The sequence below is a fragment of the Phytopseudomonas daroniae genome (assembly GCF_004327275.1).
In the GTDB taxonomy this organism is placed as follows: domain Bacteria; phylum Pseudomonadota; class Gammaproteobacteria; order Pseudomonadales; family Pseudomonadaceae; genus Aquipseudomonas; species Aquipseudomonas daroniae.
In genome coordinates, this window is record NZ_QJUJ01000004.1 from 390657 (window position 1) to 411071 (window position 20415).

The 20415-nt window shown below is 64.0% G+C and carries 19 protein-coding genes; 14 read left to right on the forward strand and 5 right to left on the reverse strand.

The window, feature by feature from the left end; translation table 11 throughout:
• Position 1: 1 nt before the first annotated feature.
• The 7 genes from DNK10_RS12615 to DNK10_RS12645 all read left to right on the forward strand — a co-directional run bounded on the left by DNK10_RS12615 (position 2) and on the right by DNK10_RS12645 (position 7135).
• The gene (locus tag DNK10_RS12615) at positions 2–970 is read left to right on the forward strand and encodes a FecR domain-containing protein (RefSeq protein WP_244216247.1); all 969 of its coding nucleotides are present in this window, start codon (positions 2–4) and stop codon (positions 968–970) included.
• 158 nt (positions 971–1128) lie between these two features.
• Positions 1129–3573 (forward strand): TonB-dependent siderophore receptor, encoded by a 2445-nt coding sequence (locus DNK10_RS12620; protein WP_131191794.1) that lies wholly within the window; start codon positions 1129–1131, stop codon positions 3571–3573.
• A 117-nt stretch (positions 3574–3690) separates the two neighbouring features.
• Positions 3691–4254 carry a DNA-3-methyladenine glycosylase I gene (locus tag DNK10_RS12625; RefSeq protein WP_131191795.1) on the forward strand — a complete coding sequence of 188 codons (564 nt, stop codon included), beginning with the start codon at positions 3691–3693 and terminating at the stop codon, positions 4252–4254.
• Positions 4251–4865, forward strand: a complete 615-nt coding sequence (locus DNK10_RS12630) for a pyridoxamine 5'-phosphate oxidase family protein (protein ID WP_131191796.1) — start codon at positions 4251–4253, stop codon at positions 4863–4865. Before DNK10_RS12625 ends, DNK10_RS12630 begins: the two co-directional genes overlap by 4 nt.
• Before the next feature lie 87 nt (positions 4866–4952).
• Positions 4953–5840: a lysophospholipid acyltransferase gene (locus tag DNK10_RS12635; RefSeq protein ID WP_131191797.1), complete on the forward strand. Its 888-nt coding sequence runs from the start codon at positions 4953–4955 to the stop codon at positions 5838–5840.
• A gap of 99 nt (positions 5841–5939) precedes the next feature.
• Positions 5940–6206, forward strand: a complete 267-nt coding sequence (locus DNK10_RS12640; protein WP_131191798.1) for a PilZ domain-containing protein — start codon at positions 5940–5942, stop codon at positions 6204–6206.
• Between the two features lie 296 nt (positions 6207–6502).
• Positions 6503–7135: a hypothetical protein gene (locus tag DNK10_RS12645; protein WP_131191799.1), complete on the forward strand. Its 633-nt coding sequence runs from the start codon at positions 6503–6505 to the stop codon at positions 7133–7135.
• Positions 7136–7309: 174 nt separating this feature from the next.
• On the opposite strand, the gene ehuA is transcribed toward DNK10_RS12645, so the two are convergent.
• The 4 genes from ehuA to ehuB form a co-directional block, all read right to left on the reverse strand.
• Entirely contained in the window at positions 7310–8089 is a 780-nt protein-coding gene (gene ehuA / locus DNK10_RS12650) for an ectoine/hydroxyectoine ABC transporter ATP-binding protein EhuA (protein WP_208738818.1), read from the reverse strand.
• Between the two features lie 41 nt (positions 8090–8130).
• A complete protein-coding gene (ehuD, locus tag DNK10_RS12655) occupies positions 8131–8793 on the reverse strand; it encodes an ectoine/hydroxyectoine ABC transporter permease subunit EhuD (protein WP_131179361.1) in 663 nt (220 codons plus the stop codon).
• Entirely contained in the window at positions 8790–9449 is a 660-nt protein-coding gene (gene ehuC / locus DNK10_RS12660) for an ectoine/hydroxyectoine ABC transporter permease subunit EhuC (RefSeq protein WP_131179360.1), read from the reverse strand. The genes ehuD and ehuC overlap by 4 nt, the downstream gene beginning before the upstream one ends.
• Before the next feature lie 79 nt (positions 9450–9528).
• The gene (ehuB, locus tag DNK10_RS12665; protein WP_131191801.1) at positions 9529–10380 is read right to left on the reverse strand and encodes an ectoine/hydroxyectoine ABC transporter substrate-binding protein EhuB; all 852 of its coding nucleotides are present in this window, start codon (positions 10378–10380) and stop codon (positions 9529–9531) included.
• Positions 10381–10632: 252 nt separating this feature from the next.
• Here ehuB and ehuR point away from each other — a divergent pair, with 252 nt between their 5' ends.
• The 7 genes from ehuR (at position 10633) to DNK10_RS12700 (ending at position 19180) form a co-directional block, all read left to right on the forward strand.
• Positions 10633–12030 carry a MocR-like ectoine utilization transcription factor EhuR gene (gene ehuR / locus DNK10_RS12670; RefSeq protein ID WP_131179358.1) on the forward strand — a complete coding sequence of 466 codons (1398 nt, stop codon included), beginning with the start codon at positions 10633–10635 and terminating at the stop codon, positions 12028–12030.
• Between the two features lie 139 nt (positions 12031–12169).
• Positions 12170–13729, forward strand: coding sequence for a sensor domain-containing diguanylate cyclase (locus DNK10_RS12675; RefSeq protein ID WP_131191802.1), 1560 nt, complete (start codon positions 12170–12172; stop codon positions 13727–13729).
• Positions 13730–14181: 452 nt separating this feature from the next.
• The gene (eutB, locus tag DNK10_RS12680; RefSeq protein ID WP_131191803.1) at positions 14182–15153 is read left to right on the forward strand and encodes a hydroxyectoine utilization dehydratase EutB; all 972 of its coding nucleotides are present in this window, start codon (positions 14182–14184) and stop codon (positions 15151–15153) included.
• A 10-nt stretch (positions 15154–15163) separates the two neighbouring features.
• The gene (gene eutC, locus DNK10_RS12685) at positions 15164–16141 is read left to right on the forward strand and encodes an ectoine utilization protein EutC (protein ID WP_131191804.1); all 978 of its coding nucleotides are present in this window, start codon (positions 15164–15166) and stop codon (positions 16139–16141) included.
• Between the two features lie 94 nt (positions 16142–16235).
• Positions 16236–17426, forward strand: coding sequence for an ectoine hydrolase DoeA (doeA, locus tag DNK10_RS12690; RefSeq protein ID WP_131176991.1), 1191 nt, complete (start codon positions 16236–16238; stop codon positions 17424–17426).
• Between the two features lie 118 nt (positions 17427–17544).
• A complete protein-coding gene (gene doeB / locus DNK10_RS12695; protein ID WP_131191805.1) occupies positions 17545–18549 on the forward strand; it encodes a N(2)-acetyl-L-2,4-diaminobutanoate deacetylase DoeB in 1005 nt (334 codons plus the stop codon).
• 148 nt (positions 18550–18697) lie between these two features.
• On the forward strand, positions 18698–19180 hold the full coding sequence (locus DNK10_RS12700; RefSeq protein ID WP_131191806.1) for an Lrp/AsnC family transcriptional regulator: 483 nt from the start codon (positions 18698–18700) through the stop codon (positions 19178–19180).
• Between the two features lie 156 nt (positions 19181–19336).
• Here the strand turns inward: DNK10_RS12700 and choX are convergent, their stop codons facing one another.
• Complete coding sequence (choX, locus tag DNK10_RS12705; RefSeq protein ID WP_131191807.1) at positions 19337–20263, reverse strand: choline ABC transporter substrate-binding protein; 927 nt, start codon at positions 20261–20263, stop codon at positions 19337–19339.
• Positions 20264–20415: the final 152 nt, after the last annotated feature.

Below are 20415 nucleotides of genomic sequence, written 5' to 3' on the forward strand. Positions count from 1 at the left end.
GATGGCCGATGCTCCCATTTCCACTGCCGTGCGCGACCAGGCCATCGCCTGGTTCACCCTGGCGCAGTCGGGCTGCATGCGTGCTGATGAGCAGCAGCAACTGCAGTGCTGGCGCCAGGCTGACAGCGAACACGAGCGAGCCTGGCAGCGCCTGGTCGGCATCCCGCTTGGTTTGCAGCAATGTGCAGCCCTGCTCGCCGATCCGGCGGCGCGCGCCGCGCTGGAAAATCCGCAGCCGATCAGTGCTGATCGACGACGCGTGCTGAAAGCCCTGGCTGGTCTGGGCCTGGTTGGCGGCGCTGCCTGGCAACTGAGTGACAGCTACTGGTTGCAGGGCCAGCTTGCCGATTTGCATACCGCCACTGGCGAACGCGTGCAGAAGCTTTTGCCCGATGGCACGCGCCTGTGGCTCAACACCCGCACCGCCGTGGATGTACGTTTCGACGCGCAGAGTCGCCTGCTGCTGCTGCGCCATGGCGAAGTGGACATTCTCACCGCCAGCGATACGCAGGGTCGACCGTTCATGGTGCTGACCGAGCAGGCGCGCCTGCGACCCCTGGGCACGCGTTTCAGCGTGCGCCAGGGCGATGGCGAGACTCTGCTCAGCGTCAGCCAGGGACGGGTTGCGGCGACGGCGCGCTCCGTGGCGGGCGAGCGCACCGTCGAGCAAGGCTGGAGCGCGCGGATCGATACGGGTGGTGTTACTCAGCTGGTGCAGGCCAGCGCTGCCAACAATGCCTGGATCGATGGCTTCATCATCGCCGAGCGTATGCGCCTGGCGGATTTCCTCGCCGAGTTGGGGCGTTATCGCCAAGGCATCCTGCGTTGCGATCCTGCGGTGGCTGACCTGCGCCTGAGCGGCTCCTTTCCGCTGGATGACGGCGAGCGCATCCTCGCCATGCTGGAAAACAGTCTGCCTGTGCGCGTGCAGCGGCGTACGCCGTATTGGGTGACGGTGGTGCCTGCCTAGCCGGGTCACCCAGGAGCAAGGTAATTCGCGAACTTGTCCGCGAACGGATGCAAACGAAAAATATTTTCATTTCCTTGGCAGGTTTTTCCGTCTCGCGTGGCCTAGGGAAGAATCCCGCCAATCGTGCGGGCTAAAACCTAGAACGGACTGTCTGCCAAATGCCCTACTCCCTCCACGCACTGGCGCGCGCCACCCGCAGCGCCACAGCTTATCGCCTTGGTTTCGCCCTGCTCGCCGGCTTCGCGCCGCTGACCTACACGCCCGCGCTGCTTGCCTCTGAAACGGCCGCCGTGCAGCGCAGCATCGCTTTCGATGTTGCCGCTGGGCCGCTGGATCAGGTGTTGGGCCAGTTTGGCCGTCAGGCCGGTATTCCCATCGCGGCAAACGCCGGGCTGACCGCCGGCAAGCGTAGCCAGGGTGTGCAGGGCAGCTATGGCGTTGGTCAGGGTTTCGCACGGCTTCTGGCCGGCACCGGCCTGAGCGCCGTGGCACAGGTTGATGGCAGCTATCTGTTGCTGGAGCACAGTGAGGCGGGCAAGGCGTTGGAGCTGGGCGCGACCACAGTCAGTGGCCGCCAGCAGCTTGGTGCGATTACCGAAGGCAGTGGTTCCTACACCACCGGTACCATGAGCGTAGGTACCAAACTGTCGGCCTCTCTGCGCCAGACACCGCAGTCGGTGACGGTAGTGACGCGCCAGCGCATGAACGACCAGAACATGCAGAAGCTCGAGGACATCGCCAACTACACACCGGGTCTGACCTTGCGCAAGACTGGTGGTGAACGCCCGGAGTTCTACGCCCGCGGCGCGGCCATCGACAACATCATGATCGATGGTCTGCCGGTGGCCTACGACAGCGACACCTTGGGCACCTCGACCCTGGCCATGTTCGATCGCGTGGAAGTATTGCGTGGCGCTTCCGGGCTGATGGTTGGCGCCGGCAATCCATCGGGCACGCTGAATCTGGTACGCAAGCGGCCCACGGTAGATCCACGGCTGAGCATTAGTGCCAGCGCCGGGCGCTGGGATGATTACCGTACTGAGCTGGATATCAGTGGCAAGCTGGACGAGTCCGGTCGTTTGCGTGGTCGCTTCGTCGGTGCCTATCAGGATCGCGACACCTTTATCGACGCCTACGAGAACAAGCGCCAGTTGCTCTATGGCATCACCGAGTACGATCTGGGCAGCAACGCCACACTGACCCTGGGCGGCTACTACAACCGCGAAGACAACCCTGGAGCAGACTGGAATGGCTTGCCGGCGCGGGTGGATGGCTCCTTCTTCCCGTTCCCTCGTTCGGCCCGTACTGCGCCGGACTGGACTTACTGGAACAAGAAAACCCGCAGCGTCTTCGCCGAAATCGAGCAGCGTTTCGACAACGACTGGACAATGCGCCTGAACAGCACCTGGCTGCGTGGCAACCTGGAGATGCTTGGTGGCAGCATCTACGTCGATGGCAACGACTACCACCTCAACATCGGCCGCTACTCCTACCAGCACACGCAGAAGAGTGTCGACGGCTATGCCAAGGGGCCGTTCTCGTTGTTCGGTGTCACTCATGAACTGGTGGTGGGCGCCAGCTTCCGTCGCGACGATACCGACGACGGCCCGGGTGGCCCTGGCATCAACTCCGACGTGATCATCGACCCGATCAGCTTCGATCCCAAGGCATACCCGAAACCGGCCATCGACAACAACTGGGCACGAGTCGGCCGCGAGGAGCAGTCGAGCGTCTATGCCACCACACGGCTGAATCTGCGTGACGATCTGCGCCTGATCCTCGGCGCGCGGCTGGATTGGTACGACTACTACCAGACCACGCAGTCCGGCATCTACAGCTTCGGCGACGACTACAAGGCGACGCGTGAATACACTCCGTACGCCGGCCTGGTCTATGACCTTGATGACACCTACTCGGTGTATGTCAGTGGCACGCGCATCTTCCGTCCCCAGGCAGCCCAGGATGCCAGCGGCAGCCTGCTCGACCCGGTTACCGGTACCAACTACGAGGTCGGTATCAAGGGCGAATACTTCGATGGCGCGCTCAATGCCAGCGTCGCGCTGTTCCAGCTGGATCAGGAAAACCTCGCCAAATCCCTGCCGGCTGGCGCGTGCAACCCTGGCGTTCCTGCCTGCTCCGAAGCCAGCGGGGAAGTCCGTACCCGTGGTATCGAGCTGGAACTCAGCGGCGAGCTGGCACCGGGCTGGCAGGCGGTGGCTGGTTACACCTATGCCGCGGCCGAATACACCAATGCCACCAACACGGCGGAAAAAGGCGATCGTTTCGATAGCGACACGCCCTACAACCTGCTCAAGCTGTCGACCACCTACCGGCTGCCGGGCGAACTGGAGAACTGGACGGTGGGCGGCGGCTTCCGTACCCAGAGCAGCGCCTACACCTCACTTGGCGTGAAACAGGGCGGCTACAGCCTGACTGACCTGATGGTCGGCTATCGCTGGAGTGAGCAACTGCAGTTGCAGGCCAACCTGAGCAACGTCTTCGACAAGCGCTACTATCAGAACATCAGCAACTCCTGGGGCGCGAACAGCTTCGGTGAACCACGCAACCTTGTATTCAGCGTGCGCTACAGCCCGGAGTTGTGAGGATCGGCAGACTCTGTTGAAGGTACACACCTTCGGGCAGTAGCATGGTTTTAACTGGTTTTTTATACAGCTTCCCGGTGTATAGTCACCCGGCCTTCTCTGCCAGGTTGAACTGCCATGCCCCGCTGTTTCTGGTGTAACGACGACCCGCTGTATCAGACCTATCACGACGAAGAATGGGGCGTGCCGTCGCGCGACCCGCAGCACCTGTTCGAGATGCTGCTGCTCGAAGGCGCCCAGGCCGGGTTGTCGTGGATCACCGTGCTGAAGAAGCGCGAGCGCTATCGCCAGGTGTTGTTCGGTTTCGATGCCGAGCGTCTGGCAGCGATGAGCGACGCGTACATCGAGAGCCTGATGCAGGATCCCGGCATCATCCGCAATCGTCTCAAGTTGCAGGCTGCGCGCAAGAACGCACAGGCCTGGTTGCGCCTGGACGATCCGGTGGCGCTGCTCTGGTCGTTCGTCGGTGGCAAGCCGAAGATCAATCATTTCGACGGCCGCGGCGATGTGCCGGCGGTCACTCCCGAAGCCGAGGCCATGAGCAAGGCGCTGAAAAAGGCCGGTTTCACCTTCGTCGGTCCGACCATCTGCTACGCCTATATGCAGGCTACCGGCATGGTCATGGATCACACCCGCGATTGTGATCGCTACGCGGCATTGCAAGAGGAGGTACGCCCTTGAGCACGACCATCGACACCCTGGAACAACTGCAGGCGCTGTACGGCCAGGCCCATGAGCGTTCGCTGCGCAAGGAAATTCCCTACCTCAGCGAGCCCTATCAGGCGCTGGTCGCCGCTTCGCCCTTCGTGGTGCTGGGCACCCATGGACCGGATGGGCTGGACTGCTCGCCCCGTGGCGACGCGCCGGGTTTCGTCCGCGTGCTCGACGAACGCACCCTGCTGCTGCCGGATCGCCCGGGTAACAACCGCATCGACAGTCTGCGCAATATCATCCACGACCCGCATGTGGCGCTGCTGTTCCTGATTCCGGGCGTCGGCGAGAGCTTCCGCGTCAACGGTCGCGCCAGCATCTCCCGGGAGCCGGAGTTGCTGGAGCTGTGCATGGCGCAGGGCAAGCTGCCGCGCAGCGTGCTGCGCATCAGTGTGGATACCTGCTACTTCCAGTGCTCCAAGGCGGCGGTGCGCTCCGGCCTGTGGGATGCCGAGCGGCATGTCGAGCGCTCCAGCCTGCCGTCGGCGGGCGACATCATCAAGGCGGTCATGGATCCGCAGTTCGATGTGCAAGCCTATGAGCGCGAGCTGCAGGAACGTCTGAAGACCATGCTCTACTGAACGTTTCCTCGTTTCTGCGCGTGTATGTAACAGTCACGCTGCCCCGAGATGGTTACAATGTGCTCCCTTTTTTGACGGGAGCAGCTTGTGGAAAAGCTCAAAGGCGCGCTGGTGGTCGGTTCCCTGCGTTTGTTCGCCCTGTTGCCATGGCGTGCAGTGCAGTCGCTCGGCGCGATGATCGGCTGGCTGATGTGGAAACTGCCATCGGGCTCGCGCGACGTGGTGCGCATCAACCTGGCCAAATGCTTTCCTGAATTGACGGCCGCCGAGCATGACAAGCTGGTCGGCCGCAGCCTGATGGACATCGGTCGTACGCTGACCGAAAGCGCCTGTGCCTGGGTCTGGCCGGCACACAAGTCGCTGGCCCGCGTGCGTGAGGTCGAGGGTCTGGAAGTGCTCGAAGCGGCTCTCGCCTCCGGCAAGGGCGTGGTCGGCATCACCAGCCACCTGGGCAACTGGGAAGTGCTCAACCACTTCTACTGCTCGCAGTGCAAACCGATCATTTTCTACCGTCCGCCGAAGCTCAAGGCGGTGGACGATCTGCTCCGCGAGCAGCGCGTGCAGTTGGGCAACCGCGTCGCGCCGTCGACCAAGGAAGGCATCCTCAGCGTCATCAAGGAAGTGCGCAAGGGCGGTGCCGTGGGCATTCCGGCCGACCCGGAGCCGAGCCTGTCGGCCGGCCTGTTCGTGCCTTTCTGCGGCACCGTGGCGCTGACCAGCAAGTTCGTGCCGGGCATGCTCGCCGGGCACAAGGCCGTTGGCGTTTTCCTCCACGCGCTGCGTCTGGAAGACGGTTCGGGCTACAAGGTGATCCTCGAAGCGGCGCCGGAAGGCATGTACAGCGAGGACATGCACACCGCGGTGGCAGCCATGAGCGGCGTGGTGGAGAAGTACGTACGCGCCTACCCAAGCCAGTACATGTGGAGCATGAAGCGTTTCAAGAAGCGCCCGGAAGGCGAGGCGCGCTGGTACTGAAAACCGCGGCGCTTCGCAATGAGGTGCCGGTGCGCTGGGCGTAGGCAAGAATTTGGGTTATTAACAGGGCAAATCCTTTCCCACGAGGCTGTTCAGGTCATGTCCGCCAACCAGCGTCAGTATCCACGTACCCCGATGAAGTGCCGCATCAAGATCTGTCATCCGAGCTTCGGTGAACGGGTCGCCCAGACCCGCGATCTCTCCGATGGCGGCGTGTACGTTCGGCATGAGGATCTGGCTGCTCTGGAACTTGGTACCCGGGTGACCGGCCAGGTGCAGGATATGCCCATCGAAGCACCGATCCTGGAGATGGAAGTGATGCGCGTCGACGCTGATGGCGTGGGGCTGCGCTTCGTCCGTGAGTGAGCGGGATGCGCCCGCTTCCTGTCTGGGTGCTTGGTCTCTGACGCTCTGTTTCGCTCGCGTCAGCAAGACCCAGCCGCGTGCTTTTCTGCCTCAATGGCAATTCCCTCGCCGCCCCTGCTCGGCACTCTTTTACGAGCGCAACTCACGGGCCTGAACGAGGTGCTGACGATTTTTACCATTGCGAACTGCGGGTTTTGCCCGAGTTATCCGTCTAGGTAGATGAGGCATCACTTTTCTCGGCGTACGTTCTCCGCAATCGCCGGGTTTTCGTTCAATCTGTGTGAAAAGGAGTTCGTATGACCCCGCTCCATGGCCGCCGCATGGCTTCCCTGGTTCTTCTGTTTGGTGCGACGCTGGCTGTTCCAGCGGCCCAGGCCGAGTACCTGTGGATCGAACGTGGCGCTGCCCCGCAGGCCAAGGCCTACCTGAGTGACTTCCAGCCCAGCGAACGACTGAGTCTGGGCAAGCTGCTGGAACCGAGCATCAAACAGGCTGACGGCAAGACCGCTGCGCTGCGTGCCAGCGGTGATGCTTACCCGATCACCGACAATGGCCAGGGCGATCTGCGTGTCAGCGCCAAGCTGCCTGAAGGCGATAGCCTGGTGATCTACGAAGCCAAGGCCGGGCGCAGCGAGACCAAGGCGGTCAACGACCTGGAACTGGTACCGACCGAACCCGACGGCAATACCTTCAAGTTGCACTGGAAAGGTACCCTGGTGTCGGCGTCCCAGGTCAACGTCTACACCTCTGAGCAGTGGACGCGCACGCTCAAGCCGAATGCCGAAGGCGCCGTGACCCTGGATCCGTCCTTCCCGGCCAGCTACGTGCTGGAGGTGACCGCCCAGGTCAACGGCGCCGCCACCGTCGATGGCAAGCGCTACGACAGCGTGGTGCACGTGGCGACCCTGTCGTTCGAGGTGTCGCGTTAGCAGCGCCTCGCCGCGAAACCCTCGGTGAGGGCTACAAGGCAAAGCGGCCGTAGGGTGGACGACGCTTCACCTACGCGGCCCGACCCGTCCACCGCTCCACAATCGCAATGGTGGATGAAAAGAGCGTCATCCACCCTACGGCTTGAAGCTTGAAGCTTACGGCTGCTTCTACCCTCAATGCGCCTCGTTCACCGCGCTGAGGAAGCTTTGCGTGCGTTCCTGCTGCGGGTTGCCGAACAGTTCGGCCGGGGTACCCTGTTCGTGGATGCAACCCTGGTGGAAGAAGCACACGCGGTCGGCGAACTCACGGGCGAAACCCATCTGGTGCGTAACCATCAGCATGGTCAGGTTGTGCTCGCTGCCCAGGCGGCGGATGACGTTGAGTACCTCGCCGCACAGCTCGGGATCGAGCGCTGAAGTCACCTCGTCGAACAGCATCACCTTGGGGCGCATGGCCAGGGCGCGGGCGATGGCCACGCGCTGCTGCTGCCCACCGGAAAGCTGGGAGGGATAGTGCTCGAGCTTGGCGCCCAGGCCGACCATGTCGAGCAGTTCTCGTGCCCGCTCGCTGGCTTCGCGCTTGTTCATGCCGAGCACCTGCACCGGTGCTTCGATGACGTTCTGCATGGCGTTCATGTGCGGGAACAGATTGAAGCTCTGGAACACCATGCCGATCTTGCCGCGCACCTTGCGCTGGTGACCGGCACTGGCGCGTATCAGGCGCCCGTCGCGGCCGGGCATGTGGGTCAGCGGCTGGTCATCGACCTCGATCACGCCTTCATCGATATCCTCCAGGGTCATCAACGCACGCAGCAGGGTGGATTTTCCCGAGCCGCTGGGGCCGATGATGGCGACCTTCTCGCCGGGAGCGACTTCCAGGTTGAGGTGATTGAGCACGGTCAGGTTGCCGTAGCGCTTGGTCACGTCGGTGAAGCGCACGATGGGCTGTGGCATGGCGGGACTCCCGGCAGCGGTGGGCGAAAGTAACGGGGCGTTCATCGTGGCGCCTCCTCCATACGGTCTTCGAGGCGGCGCACGCACCAGGCGAGGCCGAGGCTGAGCAGCAGAAAGAACAGCCCGACCATGGTGATCGGCTCCAGGTAGCGGAAGCTTTCCGAGCCGATGTTCTTGGCCTGTTGCATGATTTCCACCACGGTGATGGCCGACAGCACCGGGGTGTCCTTGAGCATAGCCACCAGGTAGTTGCCCAGGGCTGGCAGGATCGGCCGCAGCGCCTGGGGCAGGATGATGTTGCGGTAGGCGGTCAGCGGCGACAGGTTGAGCGCGGTGACTGCCTCCCACTGCGCCCGCGGCACCGCATCCAGACCCGCGCGGTACACCTCGGCCGTGTAGCAGGCGTAATGCAGGGCGATACCGAGGATACCCGCCTGCAGGGCGGTGAGATTGATCCCGTAGTTGGGGAACACATAGAACAGAAAGTACACCTGAATCAGCAGCGGCGTGCTGCGGATGAACTCGATCAGCCCGGTGGCTGGCCACGATAACCATACCTGCCGGCTGCGCCGGGCGATGGCCAGGAACAGACCGAGCACGATGGCGATGGCGAAGCCGCCAAAGGTGATCAGCAGGGTATTGAGCGAGGCCTGCAGCAGTTGCGGCAGGATGCTCCAGGCGAATTCCCAGTCGAAGAAGTTCATGACAGGCCTCCGCGCATACGGCCGCGTGCCAAGCGTTTTTCCAGTCGGCGCATGCCCAGGTTGATCGCCTGAGCCATGACGAAGTACATCAGCAGCGCCAGGGCGAAGATCTCCAGAGTCATGAAGGTCGCCTGATCCAGCTGACGGGCGCGGAAGGCCAGATCCGACAGGGTGATCAGCGACACCAGTGAGGTGTTCTTCAGCAGTTCTATCAACAGGTTGGTGCCCGGCGGAATCGCCGCCAGCAGCGCCTGGGGCAGGATGATCCGGTAGAAGCGTTTGGCCGGCGACATATTCAGCGCCTGGCATGCCTCGTATTGACCCTTGGCCACCGAACGGATGGCGCCGCGCATGACTTCCGCGCCATAGGCGCCGATATGCAGGCCAAGGCCGACGATGGCCACGGCATAGGCGCTCATCTCGACATTGAACGGTGGCATCGGCAGCACGAAGTACAGCCAGAACAGCTGCACCAGCAGCGAGGTGCCGCGAAACACCTCGATGTAGACGATGGCCAGCCAACGCAGCGGGCCGATTGGCGAGAGCCGGCCCAGGGCGGCGATCACCGCCGAGACGATGGCCAGCAGCGAGCCCCAGAACGTGACCTGTACGGTCACCCAGGCGCCTTGCAGCAGCAGAGGAAGTAGGTCGCCCATCAATACGATCCTATTTGGCGAAGGAAACGGGAGAAATGCATTGCCCGTCCGCGCAAACCGCTCGCGGGCAAGCCCGCTCCTACTGGCAGAGCTCGGCGGCGGTCTTGTCGGTGATGTTGGACTCATCGAAGCCGAACGGCTTGACCGTGGCCAGGTGCTCTTCGCTGCCGAGCCACTGCTTCAGCTCGGCGTTGACCGCGTCGCGAAAGGCCTTGTCTTCCGGGCGGAAGGCAAGGGCACCGTAGCCGGTGTGGGACGGGTCATCCTTGAACTCGGCGATGGCTTCCACCGAGTCGCCGCCCTTGTCGGCCAGGCCCTTCATGGTCAACTGAGTGCCCACGGCGGCATCGGCGCGGCCAGCGCGTACGGCCTGCAGCTGTGCGGTGGTGTCTGGTACCTGGAGGATCTGCCCGTCGGTGATGCCGGCATCGCGGGCGTAACCGAGGTTCACCGTGCCGGCCATGATCGCTACCTTGGCACCGCTCTTGGCGATGTCCTCGTAGCTGTGCAGGTTCTTCGGGTTACCGGTTTTGGTCAGCAGGGTATCGGGCAACTGATAATGCGGATCGGTGAACAGCACCTGCTTGCAGCGCTCGGGGGTGATGTACATGCCGGCGGCGATCAGATCGAAGCGGCTGGCGCGCAGACCGGGGATCAGCGAACCCCACTCGGTGAGCACCGGGTTGACGGTCTTGACGCCCATCTTCTCGAAGATCTTCTTGACGATTTCCGGCGATTCGCCCGTGACGCTGCCATCCAGCGCGGTATAGGCGAACGGTGTTTCGTTGGCGTAGCCGATACGCACGCTGCTGTTGTCCTTGACCTTGTCCAGGGTATCGGCGGCCTGTGCAACACTGGCGCAGAGGCCGACGAGAAGGCCGCATGCGACCGCGAGGCGACGTGCGGTGAAAGGAATAACGCTGCTCATCATGTGATTCTCCTGTTTCTTGTAATCCGCCCGATGGAGCGGAGCGCTATGTTAGGAGGCAGGTTTTCAAGAGCATCTGGCCGCGTGCGGCCGGAGAGGTGGATTCAATATTTTTCTGTGCGCATCGAGCGCCGGTTCCACCTTGAGCCCGAGCATACAAAAGGGTTTTTGTCTGCGGTATTGCACTAGGACAATTGAATCCAAAGCTGACAGGCGGGATGCTGTGCGGAGCAGCCTTCAACCCGCAGGAGCAGTATGCACAACTGGAAGCAGGCATTGGGCAGCGCTCGCCAGGGCGAGTCCAAGTACAAGACGCTGGTGCAGGCCATTGCCGCCGATATCGAACAGGGTAGCCTTACTGACGGCCAGCGTTTGCCGCCGCAGCGCCAGGTTTCCGAGGCCCTGGGCATCAGCGTGCAGACGGTAACCAACGCTTACAAGGAGCTCGAGCGCCAGGGCCGGGTACGCTGTGAGGTGGGCCGCGGCAGCTTCGTGTCGCGGCGTACCAGCGAGCGGGTGGCCACTTCGATGCTCGATCACAGCGAGCAGGCGCTGCTGGATTTTTCCATCGCCCGCATCGTCCATACCGCCGAGCACGATCGCCTGTGGCAGGCCACCTGCGGCGAGCTGGCGACCGAGTCCGATCAACCGTGGATCCGCGCCTTCCGCCCCATCGCCGGCTTCGAAAGCCACCGCGATGCCGGGGTGCGCTGGCTGTCCCGGCTCGGCCTGGACGTGACCCGTGACGACCTGCTGCTCACCAATGGCGCGGCTCACGGCATCTTCCTGGCCCTGGCCTCGCTGGCCGGGCCGGACGACGTGGTGCTCTGCGAGGGGCTCTCCGATCACGGCGTGATCGGCTCGTCCCAGGTGCTCGGCTTCACCCTCAAGGGCCTGGAGATGGACGCCCACGGCATCGATCCCGAGCACTTCGAAGACATGTGCGGCAACGAGCGCATCACCGCCCTGGTGTGCACGCCCAATCTGAATAACCCCACCAGTTGTCTGATGCCCGATGCGCGGCGCCGGGAGATCGCCGAGATCGCCCGCCGTTATGGCGTGTACGTGATCGAGGACGATGTCTATGGCCCGCTGCTCGCCGGCCAGCAGCGGGCGCGGCCGATCAGCCATTACCTGCCGGAGCTGTCCTTCTACTGCACCAGCATGACCAAGTCGGTACTCGCCGGGTTGCGCATCGGCTACCTGGCGATGCCCAAGCGCCTGGCGTTGCGTACCGAGAGCATTCTGCGGGTCAACAGCTGGATGGCCACGCCATTGCTCGGTGAGATCGCCGCCCGCTGGATCAATGGCGGCCATGCCGAGGAAATGGTGCAGATGCAGCGTCAGTTGCTGGCCAACCGGCAGGCACTGGTCGAGGCTGAGCTGGGCGAATACCTGCTGCGTAACCATGCCTATTCGCTGAATGCCTGGCTCGCCGTGCCGGAGCACTGGGAGGTGGACAGCCTGCTGCGCGAGCTGCGGCGCAAGCACGTGGCCCTCACCCTGCCCGATCCCTTCGTGCCGCCGGGTATGCCACGGCCTCGTGCGGTGCGCCTGTGCGTGGGCGCCGAATGCAGCGAAGCGCAGATGCACAGGGGCCTGAAGACCATTCGCGAAGTATTCGGGCAGTACCCGAAGATCCATGATTTCTGAGTGCCGTCAGGTTGCGCGTGAGCATTGCCAGGGTATCGCTGGCATGCCCCGATGATCCCGACGAGGGGCCTTTTGGCTGGCCAGCGTTCCCATCGGCAGGCATGATGCCCTTGCCTTGGAACGTCGTATAAGAAAGACAATGCCCCGTATCGATCTCCGTCAACTGATCCTTGCCCTGACCATGGTGTCCGTGGCGCTGACGCTCGCCAACGTGCTCCACTCCAGCTATCAGGTGCAGGAGGATCTGCTGATCCGCACCACCCTGGAGGCCAATCGAGTCTATGCCGCCAAACTGGCCGACTCGACCGACAATTTTCTTGCCGCCACCCAGCAGCAACTGGCGTACAGTCATGCCGATATAGTCGAGGCGCTGGAGCGGCCCGCCGAACTGGAAAAACAGGCCCGGCGCCTGCAACTGTCGACCAATACCTTCAACGCAGTGCTGATCGTCGATGCCCGCGGGCGCGTGCTCGCCAACGCCCCGGCAAACCTGAACCTGATCGGCCGGCAACTGCACAGCGAAGGCAACCGCCATAATCTGGAAACCCGCGAACCGCTGATCAGTCAGCCGTTCGTCACTACAGTCACCGGTCGGCTGGTGATCACCATTTCCCACCCCCTGTTCGCTGCCGACGGCAGCTACAAGGGCTACGTTTCCGGCTCGATCTACCTGCAGGAGGACAATATCCTGCGCAGCCTGCTCGGCCAGCATTACTACCTCGACGGCTCCTACCTCTATGTCGTCGATAGCCAGCGGCACCTGATCTACCACATGGACATGAACCGGCTCGGCAGTCTCGTCAACGGCAATCCGGCGATCGAAACGGTCATCGCCGGCGAAGCGGGCAGCATGCGCCTGCGCAACAGCCAGGGCGTGGAAATGCTCGCCGGCTACGCCCCGCTGCAGCGCGCCGGCTGGGGCCTGGTGGCGCAACGACCGCTACAGGCCACACTGGCGGAACTGGAGGCCCTGACCTGGCATACCCTGTTCAATACCTTGCCGTTGCTGCTGTTTTCCCTGCTGGCGATCTGGGGGCTCTCGCGCCTGATCTCGCTGCCGCTCTGGCAACTCGCCCACCAGGCCCGCGAGATGGACGCGCCCGGGGCCCGCGAAGCCTTCGAGAAGGTTCGTTCCTGGTATTTCGAGGCGGCGCAACTGAAACTCTCGCTGCTGGCCGGGCTGCGTCAGGTCAATAGCAAGATCCATCGCCTCAACCACGAGTCCCTGACCGACCAGCTCACCGGCCTGGCCAACCGGCGCGGCATGGACAGCATGCTTGGCGTCTGGCAGGCCGAAGGCCGCAGCTTCGCCCTGATCGTACTGGATGTCGACCATTTCAAGCAGGTCAACGACCTGCACGGCCACGATATCGGCGACAAGGCGTTGCAGGAGCTGGCGGCGCTGATGCGCGAAGGTTCCCGCGCCCAGGATCTGCTGTGCCGCGCCGGCGGCGAAGAGTTCGCCATGTTCCTGCCCGACACCAGCCTGGACAATGCGCTGGAGATCGCCGAGCGGCTGCGCAGCGCCGTCGCCCGGCATATCTTCGCCACCGGCGGGCACCTGACCGTGTCCCTCGGCATCGCCCACTTGCCGGAAACCTCGAGTAGTCTGGGCGATGTGCTGAAATCCGCCGATCTGGCGCTGTACCAGGCCAAGCATCAGGGGCGCAACCAGGCCGTTCGGGGAGTACCGCGCTGAGGGGCGGCGCTTTGCGCGCGGTTGCAACCAACGCCTCGTCATCGTACGGGGCATTGTCCGTTCGGACATTGCGCGGGCGCCGAAATCGGTCGGCGGATTACGCCTTCGGCTAATACGCCCTACACGGGACTCAACAATCAGCGCGCAGAATTTGTAGGAGCCCGTAGGATGGGTGCAACCCATCAATTGCCGATGGGTTGCACCTACGCGGCCCGACCCATCCTACGATCTAAACTTCGCGGCTCGTGCCTTGCCTCGCGGCGAATCGTGGCCATACGCGATTCTTGCAGCATGGCCGCCATCGCCTCGCGCCGCGGCGACGCACTTGCAGGCCCAGGATCAAAACGCTATCTGCGGCACAGCGCCCCTTAAAAATATCGTCCTAGTACATTCAGCCGTGCAATTTCCCGCTCGTACACTCGGTCGCACACACCTTCCGGGGAATGCACGCCATGCCTTCGATCCATCTCGATGATCTGCTCCAGGCACGCCAGCGTATCGCCGGCCTGGTTCGGCAGACGCCGCTGGAAGCGTCGCCTTCGCTGACCCGCCTGCTCGGCGTACCGGTGTGGTTGAAGCTCGAATCGCAACAGGCCACCGGCAGTTTCAAGCTGCGTGGCGCGAGCAATGCCGTGGCGCAATTGAGTGCCGAACAGCAGCGTCTGGGCGTGGTCACCGCCTCCACCGGTAATCATGGCAGAGCGTTGGCGTTCGCGGCGTCGCAGCTTGGGGTAAAGGCCACCGTGTGCCTGTCCGAGCTGGTGCCGGCGAACAAGGTGCGCGCCATCCGCGAACTGGGCGCCGAGGTGGTCGTTACCGGCCGCAGCCAGGACGATGCTCAGCTCGAAGCACTGCGCATCGCTCGCGAACAGGGCGCCACGTTCATTCCGCCGTTCGATCACCCACACGTAATCGCTGGCCAGGGCAGCCTCGGCCTGGAGATTCTCGAGCAGTGCCCGGACGTCTGCGACGTGCTGGTGCCGCTCTCCGGTGGCGGCCTGTTCGCCGGCGTGGCACTGGCGATCAAGGGCACCAGCCCGGCCATCCGTACTCACGGCATCAGCATGCGCCTCGGCGCGGCGATGCACGCCAGCCTGCAGGCCGGGCACCCGATAGAGGTGGAAGAACTGCCGACCCTGGCGGATTCGCTCGGCGGCGGCATCGGCCTGGACAACCGCTACACCTTCGGCCTGACCCGCGAGCTGTGCGACCAGGTGCATCTGCTCGACGAAGCCGCCATCGCCCGTGGCATCCGCCACGCCTACCGTGAGGAGTTGCTGGTGGTGGAAGGTGCCGCCGCGGTGGGCATCGCCGCCCTGCTCGACGGCCTGATCGAGCCACGCGGGCCGGTGGTGGTGGTAGTCAGCGGCCGCAATATCGACATCGACCAGCACCTGCGCGTGCTCAACGGCGCGGACGCCTGAGGAACCCCCCATGGCCAAGACCCTGATTCTCAACCAGGCCGACCTGCGCGACTGCGTCGGCATCGATGCCGACAGCCTGGCCGCGGTGGAAAACGCCTTCCGCCTGCTGGCCACCGCCGCCGTGGCGATGCCGCCGATCCTGCGCCTGGACATCCCCGAGCACAACGGCGAGGTGGACGTGAAGACCGCCTACCTGCCCGGTGTGCCACGCTTCGCCATCAAGGTCAGCCCCGGCTTCTTCGACAACCCCAGGCTCGGCCTGCCCAGCCTCAACGGCCTGATGATGCTGTTCTCGGCGCAGACCGGGCTGGCCGATGCGCTGCTGCTGGACAACGGTTACCTCACCGCCGTGCGCACCGCCGCCGCTGGCGCCGTGGCTGCCAAGTGGCTGGCCCGGGAGGATGCCGGCGTGGTCGCCATTCTCGGCGCTGGCGAGCAGGCGCGCCTGCAACTGCAGGCATTGCGCCTGGTGCGGGAGGTGCGCGAGGTGCGCATCTGGGCACGCGACGCGAGCAAGGCTGTCGCCATGGCTGCCGAGCTGATTGATGCCCGGGCCGTGGACAGCATCGAGGCCGCGCTGGACGGCGCCGATATCGCCATCACCACCACGCCCAGCCGCGAACCGCTGATCCGGCCCGAGCACCTGCGCCCCGGCCTGCATATCACCGCCATGGGCTCGGATGCCGAGCACAAGAACGAGATCGCCGCCGCCGCGCTGGCACGGGTCGATACCTACGTCGCCGACCGCCTGAGCCAGACCCGCGTGCTCGGCGAGCTGCATCACGCCATCGAAGCCGGCCTGGTCGGCGCGCAGGACGACTTCGCCGAACTCGGCCAGGTCATCGCCGGCCAGCGCCCCGGGCGCACCTCGGCCGTGCAGATCACCCTGTGCGACCTGACCGGCACCGGCGCCCAGGACACCGCCATCGCCAGCCTCGCGTTCGAGCGGGCGCGGGCGGCGGGCAAGGGTTTCATCTTCAACGCCTGATCCCCCTGTAATCCTCCTGTAGGAGCCGGCTTGCCGGCGATATGTCGCCAGCAAGCCGGCTCCTACGGAAAACACAATCCACGAGGGCTTTCGCATGTCCGACATCGTCGTCAACCTCCCCTTCAGCCGCGAGGAATATGCCCAGCGCATCGCCAAGGCCCGAGCGGCCATGAGCGCCCAGGGCATCGAGCTGCTGATCGTTTCCGACCCGTCCAACATGGCCTGGCTGACCGGCTATGACGGCTGGTCGTTCTACGTGCACCAGTGCGTGCTGCTGGCCCTGGACGGCGAGCCGGTGTGGTTCGGCCGCGGCCAGGACGCCAACGGCGCCAGGCGCACGGTGTTCATGCAGCCGGGCAACATCGTCGGCTACCCCGACCACTACGTGCAGTCCACCGAGCGCCACCCGATGGACTACCTGGCCAAGGAGGTGATCGCCGCCCGTGGCTGGGACAGGCTCGCCATCGGCGTGGAACTGGACAACTACTACTTCAGCGCCGCCGCCTACCAGTCGTTGCAGCGCCACCTGCCGAACGCGCGCTTCGTCGACGCCACCGCGCTGGTCAACTGGCAGCGGGCGATCAAGTCGCCCACCGAGATCGGCTACATGCGCATCGCCGCCAGGATCGTCGAGAAGATGCACGCGGCGATCTTCGACAAGATCGAGCCGGGCCTGCGCAAGAACGAACTGGTCGCCGAGATCTACCGCACCGGCATCCTCGGCGCCGACGGCCATGGCGGCGACTACCCGGCCATCGTGCCTCTGCTGCCCACCGGCGCCGATGCCAGCGCCCCGCATCTGACCTGGGACGACTCGCCCATGCAGTCCGGCGCCGGCACCTTCTTCGAGGTCGCCGGCTGCTACAAGCGCTATCACTGCCCGCTGTCGCGCACCGTGTACCTGGGCAAGCCGCCGCAGCATTTCCTCGATGGCGAGAAGGCCGTGGTCGAAGGCATCGCCGCCGGCCTGGAAGCGGCCAGGCCGGGCAACACCACCGGCGATATCGCCCGCGCATTCTTCAAGGTGCTGGAGAAATTCGGCATCCACAAGGACAGCCGCTGCGGCTACCCGATCGGTATCAGCTATCCGCCGGACTGGGGCGAGCGCACCATGAGCCTGCGTCCGAGCGACGAGAGCGTGCTGCAGCCGGGCATGACCTTCCACTTCATGCCGGGCCTGTGGCTGGACGACTGGGGACTGGAGATCACCGAATCGATCCTGATCACCGACAGCGGCGTGGAAACCCTGTGCGACGTGCCGCGCAAGCTGTTCGTCAAGGATTGACCAACCCCCCGTAGGAGCCGGCTTGCCGGCGATCAGCATTGACAATGCATCGCTGGCAAGCCAGCTCCTACGGAAAGCGGCGAGATTCGATATATCCACCTGTACCGGGCTTTGCATCATGACCCAACTCCGCGACAACCCGATTAGCCCCACCGTCGATTTCGACCGTGACGGCGTGCAGCACGGCTTCCTCAAACTGCCTTACTCCCGCGACGATTCCGCCTGGGGCGCGGTGATGATTCCGCTTACCGTGGTGAAGAACGGCAGCGGTTCCACCGCCCTGCTCACCGGCGGCAACCACGGCGACGAATACGAAGGCCCGCTGGCGCTGGCCAAGCTGGCGCAGACCTTGCGCGCCGAGGACGTCAGCGGTCGGGTGATCATCGTGCCGTTCATGAACGCCCCGGCGGTGCACGCCGGCACCCGCACCTCGCCGATCGACAAGGGCAATCTGAACCGCAGCTTTCCCGGCAAGCCGGACGGCACGGTGACGCAGAAGATCGCCGACTATTTCCAGCGCACCCTGCTACCCATGGCCGATGTGGTGCTGGACATCCATTCTGGCGGCAAGACCCTGGATTTCCTGCCCTTCGCCGCTTGCCACGTGCTGGCGGACAAGGCCCAGGACGCCGCCTGCGAGGCCGGCATGCGCGCCTTCGCCGCGCCCTACTGCATGCGCATGCTCGAACTCGACGCGGTGGGCATGTACGACACCGCGGCCGAGGAACAGGGCAAGGTGTTCGTCACCACCGAGCTCGGCGGTGGCGGCAGCTGCACGGCGCAGAGCCTGGCCATCGCCGAGCGCGGCGTGCGCAACCTGCTGATCCACTTCGGCCTGCTGAGCGGCGAGATCGAGGCGGCGCCATCGGTGATGCTCGACATGCCCGACGGCGACTGCTTCGTCGCCAGCGAGGACGACGGCCTGCTGGAAATGTGCCGCGACCTCGGTGAGACGGTGGAAAAGGGCGAGGTGATCGCCCGCGTGCACAGCGCCCGGCGCACCGGCGCGCCCGCCAGCGAATACCGTGCCCGGCGCAGCGGTCTGCTCGCCGCCCGGCACTTCCCGGGGCTGGTGAAAAGCGGCGATACCCTGGCGGTGATCGCCGAGGTGGTGAGTCCGTAGGAGCGAGCTTGCTCGCGAACGCAGCCAGGTAGGATGGGTGTAACCCATCAAGAGCCGATGGGTTGCCACCCATCCTACATTTTAGAGGGGAGGCGCTGCAGCGACGATCCCTTGCAAGGGACGCAATCCCGATCAACCGAGGCCACCGATGCACAAGCTCGACCGCTATGATCTGAAGATCCTGCGCATCCTCTCCGAGGATGGGCGGATCACCAAGTCGGCCCTCGCCGAGGCGATCAACCTCTCGGTGACGCCAGCCTGGGAGCGTGTGCGCAAACTGGAAGCGGCCGGGCTGGTCAAGGGCTATCGAGCGCAGATCGATTGGGGGGCGTTGTTCAAGACCCAGCAGGTGCTGGTGGAAATCACCCTGGCCAAGCACACCGCCCAGGACATGCGCCGCTTCGAGCAGCGCCTGGACGAGGCGCCGGAAGTCGCCTTTTGCTACGCCACGGGTGGTGGCGTCGACTACATCGCCATGATCCGCACCCGCGACATCGACCATTACCAGCGCTTCGTCGATCAGCTGTTGCTGGAAGACCTCGGCATCGAGCGCTACTTCACCTATATCGTCACCAAGACGGTGAAGATCGATGTCGCCGGAGCGCCCGCCGAGCTGGTTGGCGACGACTAGCAGGCCGTTGAAAAGCGTCGGCGAGGCAGCCAGCGCAAGGCAAAAACAGGCGAAAAAGCGCAGTGTACAAATAGTACATGAGCATTTTGATCGGACTCACGCACGAGCCTGTTTTTAACGCCGCGATGGCAACGCAGGTAGTTTTTCAACAGCCTGCTAGAGCTTGGCTTTCACCGCAGCCATGGCATCGCCGCCGTCGCGGGTGGTCACACCCTCGAGCCAGCCGTCGAGCACCTCGGGGTTGGCCTTGATCCAGGTCCTGATGGCGGTGGCGTTGGCGACCTTGCGGTTGAGCACCTCGTCCATGATGGTGTTTTCCATGTCCTGGGTGAACTTCAGGTTGGTCAGCAGCTTGCCCACGTTCGGGCATTCGGCCACGTAGCCCTTGCGCGCCAGGGTGTTGACCGAGCCGGTGCTACCGAAGAATTTCTCGCCGCCCTTGAGGTACTGCATGTCGTACTGCACGTTCATCGGATGCGGCGTCCAGCCGAGGAACACCACGAACTGGCCGCGCTTTTCCGCACGACCGACCTGCACCAGCATGGCCTGCTCGCTGGACTCGACCAGTTCCCAATCACCCAGCTCGAACTCGTTATTGGCGATCATCTGGCGGATATAGTCGTTGGCCGGCGAGCCGGAACCGATGCCGTAGATCTTCTTGCCGAAGCGCTGGGCGAATTTATGCAGATCCTTGAAGTCCTGTACGCCCGCTTCATAAGCGTAGGTCGGCACGGCCAGGGTGTACTCGGTACCGCCGAGGTTCTCCACCACCTTGTCGACCTGGCCGCTGGCGACGTAGCGCTGGTAGTCGTGCTGGCCGGCCGGCATCCAGTTGCCGAGGAACACGTCGACCTGGCCCTTCTGCAGCCCGGCGAAGATGATCGGTACCGCCAGGGTGCGCGTCTGCGCCTTGTAGCCGAGGCTATCGAGCAGCAGGCTGGCGATGCCGTTGGTCACGGCGATATCGCTCCAGCCGGGATCGGCAAGGCTGACATTGGCGCACTTGGCGTCCTCTGCCAGTACCTGGACGCTGGCGGTCGCAGCCAGCAGGGTGGCGACGATCACGGTCGTGAGGGGCTTCATTGGCATCGTCCTTCTGCTGAGAGAGTGGTAACCCTAGCAGAACCCTGCGCTGTTTTTCCTGCGGCAGTTTCCTCGGCAACCGCAACCGCTCATCGGTATCCGCAGCGAAAAAATGAACTGGGTGCGCCTTCATGTTGTCCGTCCACGGGACG